This window comes from Mesorhizobium caraganae (genome assembly GCF_016836705.1).
In the GTDB taxonomy this organism is placed as follows: Bacteria; Pseudomonadota; Alphaproteobacteria; order Rhizobiales; family Rhizobiaceae; genus Mesorhizobium; species Mesorhizobium caraganae.
This window is the reverse complement of record NZ_JAFCGY010000002.1, coordinates 46,298-59,069: the sequence shown is the minus strand read 5'-3', so window position 1 is coordinate 59,069 and position 12,772 is coordinate 46,298. Positions and strand designations below refer to the sequence as shown.

10 protein-coding genes are annotated in these 12,772 nt (G+C 63.3%); 4 read left to right on the top strand and 6 right to left on the bottom strand.

Annotated features, from left to right (window positions below):
* Window positions 1-30: 30 nt before the first annotated feature.
* From JQK88_RS07885 to JQK88_RS07870, 4 genes are all read right to left on the bottom strand, one after another.
* Window positions 31-2,493 carry a glycogen/starch/alpha-glucan phosphorylase gene (locus JQK88_RS07885; protein ID WP_192256461.1) on the bottom strand — a complete coding sequence of 821 codons (2,463 nt, stop codon included), beginning with the start codon at window positions 2,491-2,493 and terminating at the stop codon, window positions 31-33.
* 141 nt (window positions 2,494-2,634) lie between these two features.
* On the bottom strand, window positions 2,635-3,423 hold the full coding sequence (locus JQK88_RS07880; RefSeq protein WP_192256459.1) for an ATP-binding cassette domain-containing protein: 789 nt from the start codon (window positions 3,421-3,423) through the stop codon (window positions 2,635-2,637).
* Window positions 3,420-4,502 carry an ABC transporter permease gene (locus JQK88_RS07875; protein WP_192256457.1) on the bottom strand — a complete coding sequence of 361 codons (1,083 nt, stop codon included), beginning with the start codon at window positions 4,500-4,502 and terminating at the stop codon, window positions 3,420-3,422. Before JQK88_RS07875 ends, JQK88_RS07880 begins: the two co-directional genes overlap by 4 nt.
* Window positions 4,503-4,598: 96 nt before the next feature.
* The gene (locus JQK88_RS07870; RefSeq protein WP_246501755.1) at window positions 4,599-5,576 is read right to left on the bottom strand and encodes a sugar ABC transporter substrate-binding protein; all 978 of its coding nucleotides are present in this window, start codon (window positions 5,574-5,576) and stop codon (window positions 4,599-4,601) included.
* A gap of 265 nt (window positions 5,577-5,841) precedes the next feature.
* Between JQK88_RS07870 and JQK88_RS07865 the strand changes: the two genes are divergently transcribed.
* The 4 genes from JQK88_RS07865 (at window position 5,842) to JQK88_RS07850 (ending at window position 9,873) form a co-directional block, all read left to right on the top strand.
* On the top strand, window positions 5,842-7,068 hold the full coding sequence (locus JQK88_RS07865) for an ROK family transcriptional regulator (RefSeq protein WP_203278002.1): 1,227 nt from the start codon (window positions 5,842-5,844) through the stop codon (window positions 7,066-7,068).
* A complete protein-coding gene (locus JQK88_RS07860; RefSeq protein ID WP_192256452.1) occupies window positions 7,069-7,515 on the top strand; it encodes an RbsD/FucU family protein in 447 nt (148 codons plus the stop codon).
* Window positions 7,512-8,435, top strand: a complete 924-nt coding sequence (locus JQK88_RS07855) for a carbohydrate kinase family protein (protein ID WP_203278001.1) — start codon at window positions 7,512-7,514, stop codon at window positions 8,433-8,435. The genes JQK88_RS07860 and JQK88_RS07855 overlap by 4 nt, the downstream gene beginning before the upstream one ends.
* 295 nt (window positions 8,436-8,730) lie before the next feature.
* Window positions 8,731-9,873, top strand: a complete 1,143-nt coding sequence (locus JQK88_RS07850; protein WP_203278000.1) for a DegT/DnrJ/EryC1/StrS family aminotransferase — start codon at window positions 8,731-8,733, stop codon at window positions 9,871-9,873.
* Window positions 9,874-10,031: 158 nt separating this feature from the next.
* Here the strand turns inward: JQK88_RS07850 and cysQ are convergent, their stop codons facing one another.
* A complete protein-coding gene (gene cysQ / locus JQK88_RS07845; RefSeq protein ID WP_203278177.1) occupies window positions 10,032-10,823 on the bottom strand; it encodes a 3'(2'),5'-bisphosphate nucleotidase CysQ in 792 nt (263 codons plus the stop codon).
* 10 nt (window positions 10,824-10,833) lie between these two features.
* Window positions 10,834-12,771, bottom strand: a complete 1,938-nt coding sequence (gene cysN / locus JQK88_RS07840; RefSeq protein ID WP_203277999.1) for a sulfate adenylyltransferase subunit CysN — start codon at window positions 12,769-12,771, stop codon at window positions 10,834-10,836.
* Window position 12,772 lies beyond the last annotated feature (1 nt).

The window sequence follows — 12,772 nt, the reverse complement described above, 5'->3', positions numbered from 1 at the left end:
ACCCATTGTTCGTGGTCTCATGCAATCATATCAGGCGGGTACGTTCCAGATTTCTTTCGCATATTGGCGGATCGTGCGATCGGAAGAGAACCAGCCGACGCGGGCAACGTTGCGGATTGCGCGTGCGTACCAGTCGGGACTGTTGCGCCAGACGGCGTCGACATCGCGCTGGGTAGCGGCATAGGCATCGAAATCGGCCGCAACCATGAACCAGTCGGTGTTGTAGAGACCGTCGATCAGCTCGCGGTAGCGATCCGGCTGGTCGGGCGAGAACACGCCCGACGAGACGGCGGCGACAGCCTGCGCCAGTTCCGGCGATCCTTCGATGACGGCGCGCGGGTTGTAGCCATTGCTGCGCCGCTCGGCGACTTCGGCCGTGGTCAGGCCGAAGATAAAGATGTTGTCGTCGCCGACGCACTCCTTGATCTCGACATTGGCGCCGTCGAGCGTGCCGATGGTCAAGGCGCCGTTGAGCGCGAACTTCATGTTGCCGGTGCCCGACGCTTCCATGCCGGCGGTCGAGATCTGTTCGGACAGGTCCGCGGCCGGCATCAGCACTTCGGCCAGGCTGACATTGTAGTTTGGCACGAACACCACTTTCAGCAGGCCGCGCACCGACGGGTCGCTGTTGATGACCTTGGCGACGTCGTTGGCGAGTTTGATGATCAGCTTGGCGTTGTGGTAGCTCGGCGCCGCCTTGCCGCCGAAGAATTTCACGCGTGGCATCCAGTCGCGTTCGGGATGCGAGCGGATCTGGTCGTAGAGCGCGATCGCCTCCAGGATGTTGAGCAGCTGGCGCTTGTATTCGTGAATGCGCTTGACCTGGATGTCGAACAGCGCCGATGGATCGAGCTTGATGCCGAGCCGGTCGGCGACGAGATTGGCGAGCTTGACCTTGTTGGAGCGCTTGACGGCGGCGAACTTGTCGCGGAAGGCGGCGTCGTCGGCAAAGGCATCGAGCCCCTTGATGGCGTCGATATTGTCGAGGAAGCGGTCGCCGATCGCCTCGCGGGTAAGCGCGGTGAGGCCTGGATTGCACTGGATCAGCCAGCGCCGCGGCGTGATGCCGTTGGTCTTGTTGTTGATGCGATCGGGATAGAGCTTGTGGAGATCGGCAAACACCGTCTCCTTCATCAGCTCGGTGTGCAGCGCCGACACGCCGTTGATCGAGTGCGAGCCGACAAAGGCGAGGTTGCCCATGCGCACGCGGCGGTCGCCGGCTTCCTGGATCAGTGAGATGCGGCTGATCTGCTCACCCGAGAACTGGTTGGTGGCGCGCGCTTCGAGCAGCACCTGCGCATTGATGGCGTAGACGATCTGCATGTGGCGCGGCAAAAGCCGCTCGAACAGCGGCACCGGCCAGCTTTCCAGCGCCTCGGGCAGCAGCGTGTGGTTGGTGTAGCCGAAGGTGCGCTTGGTGATGTCCCAGGCCTGGTCGAAATCCATGCCGTGGACGTCCATCAGCAGGCGCATCAGCTCCGCCACGGCAATCGCCGGATGGGTGTCGTTGAGATGGATCGCCGCCTTGTCGGGCAGCGACACGAGATCGCCATACTGGCTGAGATGGCGCTGGACGATGTCTTGCAGAGAGGCGGTGGAGAAGAAGTATTCCTGGCGGAGCCTGAGTTCCTGGCCGGCCTTGTGGGAGTCTGCGGGGTAGAGCACGCGCGACAGCGCGTCGGCCTTGTTGCTTTCGGCAAGCGCGCCGATGTGGTCACCGGCGTTGAACTTGTCGAGCAGGATCGGATCGATCGGCATGCCGGACCACAGCCGCAGCGTGTTGACCCGGTTGGCGCGCCAGCCGACCACCGGCGTGTCGTAAGCGACAGCCTGGACATGTTCGGTCGGCTTCCAGACGTGGCGTTCGAGCCTTCCGTCCTTGGAGGTGATCGATTCCACCGAACCGCCGAAGCCGACCTCGAAGGCGCGCTCGCGGCGTTCGAACTCCCAGGGGTTGCCGTGGTCGAGCCAGGTCTCGGGCAGTTCGACCTGCCAGCCGTCATGGATTTCCTGCCGGAACATGCCGTTGGCGTAGCGAATGCCGTAACCATGGGCGGGAATGTCAACGGTGGCCATGCTTTCCATGAAGCAGGCGGCGAGCCGGCCGAGACCGCCATTGCCGAGCGCGGCGTCCGGCTCGAGCCCGGCGATGAGGTCGAGGTCGACGCCCAGCGACTTCAGCGCTTCGCGCATATTGTCCATCAGGCCGAGATTGGAGAAGGCATCGCGCATCAGCCGGCCGATGAGGAATTCGAGCGACAGATAGTAGACGCGCTTTTCCTGCTGGGCGTAGGCCTCCTGCGTCGCCTGCATCCAGTGATCGACGATGCGGTCGCGCACGACCTTGATCGAGGCTGTCAGCCAGTCATATTGGGTGGCGACGGAGGTGCCCTTGCCGACCCGGTATTTGAGTGCCGACAGCACCTCGTCGGCGAGCGTCTTGGGATCGGGAATTTCGAGAACAGGAGCTTTGGCTGTCATTGTTCGCGTCATACTGCCTCTCGTGATCGTGCTGCGATCATACCGGCTTTCGCTGTCAGTCCCAGCCCATCCTAGTGCATTGCAACATACATTCAATCGATTTAGATCGATAAGCCGCCGGTTGCCCCTGCGGCAATTTATCCGTCGAGCGGATCAGGCCGCGAGCGCCGCCTCCGGCGGAACCTTGGCTCCCGTCATGAAAGCCACAGCATCCGACATCGTATATTGCTTGGGATCGATGACGCAGAGGCGACGTCCCAGCCGATGGATATGGATGCGATCGGCGACTTCGAAGACATGCGGCATGTTGTGCGAGATCAGCACGATCGGCAGACCGCGTTTCTTGACGTCGAGGATCAGTTCGAGCACGCGGCGGCTCTCCTTGACGCCAAGGGCTGCGGTCGGCTCGTCCATGATCACCATCTTCGAGCCGAAGGCGGCGGCGCGTGCCACCGCCACGCCCTGGCGCTGACCGCCCGAGAGCGTCTCCACCGCCTGGCTGATGTTCTGGATGGTCATCAGGCCCAGTTCGGTGAGCTTGTCGCGGGCGCGCTTTTCCATTGCCGGACGGTCCAGCATGCGCATCCATTGTCCCAGGAAGCCCTGTTTGCGGATTTCGCGGCCGAGGAACATGTTGTCGGCGATGGACAGCGCCGGCGAAAGCGCCAGATTCTGATAGACGGTCTCGATGCCTGCTTCGCGAGCCTCCATCGGCGACTTAAAAGCGATAGGTTTGCCATCGAGGCGGATCTCGCCCTCGTCGGGCGTGACCGCACCGGAAATCGCCTTGATCAGCGACGACTTGCCGGCGCCGTTGTCGCCGATGACGGCAAGGATTTCGCCCGGATAGAGGTCGAAGTCGGCGTTGTCCAAGGCGGTGACGCGGCCATAGCGTTTGACGAGCCCGCGGGCGGTGAGAATAGGGTCCTGAGCCTGGGTCATGCCGATATCTTCCTGATCCACTGGTCGATGCCAACCGCCACGATGATAAGGGCGCCGACGGACAATTGCGTCCATTGCGGATCCGTGCCCCAGAGCCTCAGGCCGAGCGCAAACACGCCGACGATAAGTGCGCCGAAGATGGTCCCGAGAATGGAACCGCGCCCACCGAATAGCGAGGTGCCGCCGATCACCACGGCGGTGATCGAGTTGATGTTCTCGAACTGACCTGCTTGTGGCGAAACCGATCCGATGCGCCCAATCAAGGCCCAGCCGGCAATGGCGCAGATGATGCCCGTGAGCGTATAGACCGCGAGCAGCATCCGGTCGACCCGAACACCCGACAGTTCGGCCGCCTCCGGATCGTCGCCTACTGCATAGACATGCCGTCCCCAGGCGGTATGGTTGAGCACGTACCAGGCGATCGCCGCCATGATCAGCATCAGCAGCACGCCATAGGTGAACACCGCGCCGCCGACCTTGAACGAGCCGCCGAAGAACTGCAGGAGCGGCGCAGTCGTTTCGAGATCCTGGCTGCGGATGGTCTCGTTTCCGGAGTAGATGAAATTGATGGCCGCATAGATCGACCATGTGCCGAGCGTCACGATGAAGGGCGGCAACTTCACCCTGGCGATGAGGATGCCGTTGATAAAGCCGCACAGCGCCCCGACCAGAAGCCCGACGGCAACGGCAACCGGGGCCGGGACGCCGTAATGCATGGCGAACTGACCCATGACGACCGAACTCAGCACCATGATGGCGCCGACGGACAAGTCGATGCCCGCGGTCAGCACCACGAGAGTCTGGGCGATGCCCACCATGCCGGTGATCGCCACCTGCTGCAGGATCAGCGTCAGCGTGAACGGCGAAAAGAAGCGTCCGCCGACGACGATGGCAAACAGGATCACCGAAAGCAACAGGATGATCAACGGCACCATGGCCGGGCTTTTGTGCAGCCGGTGCTGGATACTCTCCAGCGGCGTGCGCGAATGGGTGTCGAAGGAAGCGACGCTGGTGTCGCTTGCGGCCAAAGTCTTTTCGAACTCCTGTGGTCCGCTGGCCTTGGTGGTTTCAACGCTCAAAACGGCCTCCCCTCCTTTTGCGCGAGGCGGCTGTGGCCACCTCGCGCAATTCTCTTCTTATCGTTGTCTCAAGATTGAGCCGATCGGAGGTTCAAATCAACCCCAGCACTTGGCGAGCCCTGCCTTGGTGTCGATGGACTCGATACCGGCTGCAGGCTTGTCGGTGATCAGCGTCACGCCGGTGTTGTAGAAATTCAGGCCCGGCGACGGTTCGGGCTTTTTGCCACTATCGGCAAATGCTTTGATCGCCTCAATGCCGAGGGAGGCCATCAGCAGCGGATATTGCTGGGAGGTGGCTCCGATCACACCCTCGGCAACGTTCTTGACGCCGGGGCAGCCGCCGTCGACCGAGACGATCAGCACGTCCTTCTCCTTGCCGACTGCCTTCAGCGCCTGATAGGCACCGGCGGCCGCCGGTTCATTGATGGTGTAGACCACGTTGATGTCCGGATCCTTCTGCAGGCAGTTCTCCATGGCGGTGTGGCCGCCATCCTCGTTGCCGCTCGACAGATCGTGGCAGACATTGCGTGCATCCGTTTCGTCGCCGATTTTCTTGGGGTCGCCAAGGTCGATGCCGAAGCCCTTCATGAAGCCCTGATCGCGTTGCACGTCGACTGAGGGCTGGCTGGCGATCAGATCCATATAGGCGATATGGGCATCCTTGGCCTTGTCGCCCAGCGTCGCTTTGGCCCAAGAGCCGATAAGCTCGCCGGCCTTGAAATTGTCGGTGGCAAAGGTCGCATCGGCGGCGTCGGCAGGCTCAAGCTGCGTATCCAGAGCAATCACAAGCACTCCTGCGTCACGTGCCTTCTTCACCGCCGGCACGATAGCCGCCGTATCGGTCGCGGTGATCAGAATGCCCTTGGCGCCATCGGCGATGCAGGATTCGATTGCCGCAACCTGGCCTTCGTTGTCGCCTTCCGCTTTGCCGGCATAGGACTTGAGGTCGACGCCGATCTCCTTGGCTTTAGCGGTCGCGCCCTCCTTCATCTTGACGAAGAAGGGGTTGGTGTCGGTCTTGGTAATCAGGCAAGCGCCGACGCCGGCGGCAGATGCCGTAGAGGCAAAGGCCATCAGGCCGAGGCCCGCCGCGGCGAACACGGTGGACTTCAATAATGCTTTGGTCACGATCTTCCTCCCATGGAACCATGCGGATGCCGCCAACCGGCATCTCGGGCGCATCCACTGAAGTTCTCCCAGTGTGGACGCGCCCTCAAAAGACACCAGTCGGCCGGGGCTGTCAATAATTAAATCACTCTTATTTATTATTGACAGCATTGCACGGTTCACTCATTCTGCCCGTAAAAGCAGTGAGAATAAACCAAGGGAAGGAACAAGGGTGGAGACCGGCATTGCGAGGCACGGTTCGCCCGAGGCGGCCGCCAGCCGTCTCCACCGTGGCACCAACCAGAGCGGCATGCGCGACCACAATGAGCGGCTGGTGCTGTCGCTGGTGCGCCAGCATGGCAGCCTGGCCAAATCAGACATTGCGCGCATGACCGGGCTTTCGGCGCAGACCGTGTCGGTGATCATGCGCGAGCTGGAGGAAGACAGCCTGCTGGTGCGCCAGGCGCCGTTGCGCGGCAAGATAGGCCAGCCTTCCATCCCGATGGCGCTGAACCCCGAAGGCGCATTCTTCATCGGCCTCAAAATCGGCCGCCGCAGCGCCGAACTGGTGCTGATCGATTTCCTTGGGCATGTGCGCTCGATGCTGCAGCACTCCTACCGCTATCCAGCGCCACGCGAGACGGTGGAGTTCGTTACATCGGGCATGAAGACGATGCGCGCCGAACTGACACCGGCGCAGGATAAGCGCATTGCCGGGCTCGGCATCGCCATGCCGTTCGAACTGTGGAACTGGGCCGATACGGCGGGTGCGCCACGCGACATCATGGACGAATGGCGCCATCGCGACATCCGCGCCGACATCCAGTCGCAATGCGAATTCCCGGTCTATCTGCAGAACGACGCCACATCAGCCTGCGGCGCCGAACTGGTGTTCGGCCAGACCGGCGGCGTGCGCGACTTCGTCTATTTCTACATCGGCGCCTTTGCCGGCGGCGGCATCGTGCTCAACGGCCGGCTTTTTGGCGGACCGACCGGCAATGCCGGGGCGCTGGGCTCGATGCCGGTGCCGGGGCCGGACGGCAAGCCGACACAGCTCATCGACGTCGCCTCGATCGCCATGCTGGAAAAGGCGCTCAGCGCGCGCGGCATCGACGGCTCCTATCTCTGGACCTCACCGCAGGAATGGGGCGACATCGGCGCCGATTTGGACGACTGGATCGCCAGCGCCTCGCGAGCGCTTGCCTACGCCATTGTCGCAGCGTCCTCGGTGATCGATTTCGAGGCCGCGGTGATCGATGGTTGGATGCCGCTCGCAGTACGGCGTCGCCTCGTCGATGCCGTCAGGCAGACGATCGGCACGATCGACGGCGAAGGCCTGAAGCTGCCGGACGTGCGCGAAGGCACCGTCGGCATCCATGCCCGCGCGCTGGGTGGCGCCAGCCTGCCGCTGTCCGAACGCTTCCTCATCGGTTCGACTACGATTTCCAGGAGCACCTGAATGCTGATCGGTATTCCGTCGCTGCTCGGTCCGGAGCTTCTGGCGACCTTGCGCGCCATGGGCCATGGCGACGAAATCGCGCTCGTCGACGGCAACTACCCGGCGGAAGAACAGGCAAACCGGCTGGTACGAGCCGACGGTCATCACCTGATACCGGTGCTCGACGCCATATTGAGCGTGCTGCCGGTGGACGACTTCGTGCCGGAAGCGCTTTTTCGCGCCTCGGTCAAAGGCGATCCCTCGGTTGCCGATCCGGTCCACCGCGAGATCGAGGCGATCTGCACCAAGCGTGCTCCGGGCCGCAAAGTGGTTGCGCTGGCCGGCGCTGACTTCTATGCACGCGTCCGGTCGGCGTATGCGATCGTCGCGACCGGTGAACCCAGGCTCTACGCCAACATCATCATCCGCAAAGGCGTGATCTATCCGCCGGAAAGTCCTGAGACATGATCCTCTGCTGCGGCGAAGCCCTGATCGACATGCTGCCGCGCACCACGACGCTGGGCGAGCCGGCCTTTGCGCCCTATGTCGGCGGCGCGGTGTTCAACACGGCGATCGCGCTTGGCCGCCTCGGCGCGCCCGCCGGCTTCTTTTCCGGCCTGTCGTCGGATCTGTTCGGCGGCCAGTTCCGCGAGGCGCTGGGGGCAAGCAAGGTCAGCTCCACCTATGCGCACACCTCCCCTCGCCCCACCACGCTTGCCTTCGTGCGGCTCACCAACGGCCAGGCGACCTACACTTTCTACGACGAGAACACCGCCGGGCGCATGCTGACGACAGAGGATCTGCCGGAACTCGGCGCCGAGATCGAAGCCATGCTGTTTGGCGCCATCAGCCTGATCTCGGATCCGGCGGGTGCTGCCTACGAGGAATTCATGAAGCGCGAGCATCAGCGCCGCGTCATGATGCTCGATCCCAACATCCGGCCGAACTTCATCCCCGACAAGGCCAGGCATCTCCGCCGCATCCGCTCGATGATGGCAATGGCCGACATCGTGAAACTGTCGGATGAGGATTTGCACTGGTTCGGTGAGGCCGGCTCGCATGAAGATGTCATCCGCAACTGGCTGGACCGGGGGCCGAAGCTGATCGTCGTCACCCACGGCAGCGAAGGCGCCGTCGGCTACAGCCGCGAGCACAAGGTCACCGTGATGCCGCAGAAGGTGGAGGTGGTCGACACGGTCGGCGCCGGCGACACTTTCAATGCCGGCATTCTGGCCTCGCTGCACGAGCAAGGCCTGCTCACCAAGGCTGAGATGGGCGGCCTTTCCGAGGACGCCATCCGCCAGGCGCTGACGCTCGGTTCCAAGGCGGCGGCGGTGACGGTGTCACGAGCCGGCGCCAATCCGCCCTGGCGGCATGAAATCGCCTGATCCATGCTTCATCCGGCCGCTAGCCGCCCATGAGAGCCGATCACTTTATGTTTCCGCGAGCCGGAAAGACGCGATAAATTAGCCACGTCACGTCCTGGAAAGCCCGGATTTCCGGCATCTTGCTGCAGCGCGGCAAAAACCTGAGGTAACGGGCTGCAACACCTCGGCTGCCGGCCGCCTGGCCGGTCCGGCTTTCTCGACCGGCCCAACTCTGGTACCAGCGGGCCGGTTAAGTTGTTGTTTCTGCGCGTATCGTTGTTCCCTGGACCGCGCGCATTACCGTTTTGAGGCCGACATGCAGTTCATCGATCTTGGCGCGCAGCGCGAACGTATCCGCGACCGGCTGAAGGCCGCGATCGACAATGTCGTCGAGGAAGGCCGCTATATCCTCGGGCCGCAGGTCACCGAATTCGAAAACAAGCTCGCCGCCTATGTCGGCACCAAGCATGTCGTGGCCTGCGCCAACGGCACCGACGCGCTGCTGCTGCCGCTGTTTGCCGCCGGCATCGGCCCGGGCGACGCGGTGTTCGTGCCGAGCTTCACCTTCGCCGCGACGGCGGAAGTGGTGGCGTTGGCCAAGGCCGAACCGGTGTTCGTCGATGTCGACGCCGAGACCTACAACATCGACATCGCCAGCCTCGAGGCGGCGATCATGATGATCAAGAAGGAAGGCCGGCTGAAGCCGAAGGCGATCATTCCGGTCGACCTGTTTGGGCTTGCCGCCGACTACGAGGCGATCATGGCGATTGCCAAGCGCGAAGGGTTGCTGGTGATCGAAGATGCGGCGCAGTCGATCGGCGGCTCAGCCGATGGCAAGATGTGCGGTGCCTTCGGCCATGTCGGCTCGACCAGCTTTTATCCGGCAAAGCCGCTCGGCTGCTATGGCGATGGCGGCGCGATGTTCACCAATGACGATGCGCTGGCCGACCAGCTCAGATCGTTTGCCTTCCACGGCAAGGGCGAAACGCAGTACGACAATGTCCGCGTCGGCATCAATTCACGCCTCGACACGATCCAGGCGGCGATCCTGATCGAAAAACTCGCCATCCTCGAAGACGAGATGGTCGCCCGCCAGGTGGTCGCCAAACGCTATGCCGAAGGTCTCGGCGACATCGTCAAGGCGTCACGCAATCTAGGTGGCGGCCGCTCGGCCTGGGCGCAATATGCCATCGAAACGCCGAAGCGCGACGGCTTGCGGGCGCATCTCGGCGACAAGGGCATCCCGTCGGTGATCTATTATGTGAAGCCGCTGCACCAGCAGATCGCCTACAAGAATTATCCGCGCACGCCGACCGGCCTCGCCGTGTCGGAGGACCTGCCGAAGCGTATCCTGTGCCTGCCGATGCACCCCTATCTCAGCGAAGCCGATCAGGACCGCATCATCGAGACGATCCGCAATTATATTGGGTCGAACTCGGCGCATGTAGCGGCGGCGTAGGACTAGATGATCTCCCCCCTTGAGGGGGAGATGTCGCCGAAGGCGACAGAGGGGGTCGGTTCGACCGGGCTCGGCCTCCTTACTACAGAAAGAGGTTGGCGCCTCACGCGCGGCGACCTCCTCTGGCCTGCCGGCCATCTCCCCCTCAAGGGGGGAGATTACGCGTTTGCTTCCGCTGCCTTCCCACTGGCGATAAAGTGCGGGTTGGCGAAATCCGCGTCGTCGCTCTGCTCGCGCTTGCCATAGGTGAGCGGCGCGCCGTCCAGCGTGCGCGTCATGCCGCCGGCGGCGCGAAGCACGGCGTCGCCGGCCGCGGTGTCCCATTCCATGGTGCGGCCGAAGCGCGGATAGATGTCGGCTTCGGCGGCGGCGAGCAGGCAGAATTTCAGCGATGAGCCGACCGAGACGATCTCGGCGGCGCCGAGGTCCCTAATGAAGGCTTCGGTCTCCGGTGTGTTGTGCGAGCGGCTGGCCACGACGGCGAGCGGCGTCACCGCCGTCCTGACCGAAATCCGTCGCCGGCCGACGATCCGGAAGTCGCCATCGACCTCTATTGCTTCGGCCCTGCCCGGCCGTCCGGAGAAGAACCGCCCGCTACAGGGCGCGAAGACGACGCCGACTTCCGGCACCCCGTCGCGGATGAGCGCAATGTTGACGGTGAAATCGGTCCTGCGGTTGACGAATTCCTTGGTGCCGTCGAGCGGATCGATCAGGAAGAAGGCGCCATCGAGATCAGGCGGCACGATGCCGGCGGCGACCTCTTCCTCGGCCACGCAGGGAATATCGGGATAAGCCGCACGCAGGCCGGCAAGGATGATCGTCTCGCTCTCGCGGTCGGCTTCCGTCACCGGCGAGAAGTCGGCTTTGCTGTCGACTGCGCAGCCGGCCTTGAAGACCCGCATCACCTCGCGTCCCGCATCGAGCGCCAGGCGCTCGAACACGGCCAGCATCGCCTCGTCGTCAGATGCCGCCGCCGGCTTCGTATTGGTCTTCAGCAATGTCGCGCTCGTTCAGCCAGTGTTCCAGAGCCTCTACCATCTCCTCGGCCGTCTTGCCGAGTGTCTTAAGATGGATTTCCGGTTTTTCCGGGGCTTCATACGGTGAATCGACGCCGGTGAAGTTCTTGATCTCGCCATTCAGCGCCCGCGCGTAAAGGCCCTTCGGGTCGCGCCGGGCGCATTCCTCGAACGGCGTATCGACGAACACCTCGACGAATTCGCCGTCGGCCATCAGCTCGCGCGCCATGCGGCGCTCGGCGCTGAAGGGCGAGATGAAGGAGACAATGACGATCAGCCCGGCATCGGCCATCAGCTTGGCCACTTCGGCGACGCGGCGGATGTTTTCGACGCGGTCGGCATCGGTGAAGCCGAGATCGCGGTTGAGGCCGTGGCGGACATTGTCGCCGTCGAGAATGTAGGTGTGGCGTCCCGAGGCGAACAGCTTCTTCTCGAGCAAATTGGCGATGGTCGACTTGCCCGAGCCGGAAAGCCCGGTGAACCAGAACACGGCAGGGCGCTGGCCTTTCAGGTCGGAGCGGCCGCGCTTGCCGACATCGAGCGACTGCCAGTGGATGTTTTCGGCGCGGCGCAACGTATGCAGGATCATGCCGGCGCCGACCGTGGCGTTGGTGATGCGATCGATCAGGATGAAAGCGCCGGTGGTGCGGTTGTCGGCGAAGGTGTCGAAGGCGATCGGCGCGCGGGTCGAGATGTTGCAGATGCCGACTTCGTTCATGTCGAGCGACTTTGCCGCCTCGCGGGCAAAGTCGTTGACGTTGACGCGGTATTTTAGGTCGGTGACGGTGGCGCTGGTCTGGTCGGTCTCGGTGCGCAGGATGTAGGAGCGGCCCGGCAGCAGCGCTGCCTCGTCGAACCAGACGATGTTGGCGGCGAATTGATCGGCGACCTGCGGCCGTGCCGCGGGCGACACCAGCAAGTTGCCTCTGGAGACCTCGACCTCGTCGTCGAGCACAAGGGTGATGGCCTGGCCGGCGACGGCCTGGGCGAGATCGCCGCCGTGCGCGACGATGCGCTTGACCCGCGAGGCCTTGCCGGATTTTGCGACGACCACCTCGTCGCCCTGCGCAACCTGACCGGACGCGATGGTGCCGGCAAAGCCGCGGAAGTCGAGATTGGGTCGGTTGACATACTGCACCGGAAACCGGAACGGCAATTCGACGGCGGCATCGTCGACCGACACGGTTTCGAGATGCTCGATCAGCGACGGGCCGGAATACCACGCCGTCTTGTCGGAGCGGCTGGTGACATTGTCGCCATAGCGGGCCGACATCGGGATCGGCACGATCGTCTGGAAGCCGAGCTCATGCGAGAACTGCCGGTAATCCTCGACGATGCGGTCGAACACCGCCTGGTCGAAACCGACGAGGTCGATCTTGTTGACGGCAAGCACGATGTGGCGGATGCCGAGCAGCGAGGCGATGATCGAGTGGCGCCGGGTCTGGCGCAGCACGCCCTGGCGCGCATCGATCAACACGATGGCGAGATCGGCGGTCGAGGCGCCGGTCGCCATGTTGCGGGTGTATTGTTCATGGCCAGGCGTGTCGGCGACGATGAACTTGCGCTTGGGCGTGGCGAAGAAGCGGTAGGCGACGTCGATGGTGATGCCTTGCTCGCGCTCGGCCTCGAGGCCGTCGACCAGCAACGCGAAGTCGACGTCGTCGCCGGTGGTGCCATGCTTGCGCGAATCGCGCTCGAGTGCTGCGAGCTGATCCTCGAAGATCTGCTTGGTGTCGGACAGAAGGCGGCCGATCAGCGTCGACTTGCCGTCGTCGACCGAGCCGCAGGTGAGGAAGCGCAGCAGCGACTTCTTCTCTTGTGCCGCCATGTATTCGCGGATGCCATCGGTGGGGGCGAGGCTCTTGGCCAGGATGTGGCGCATA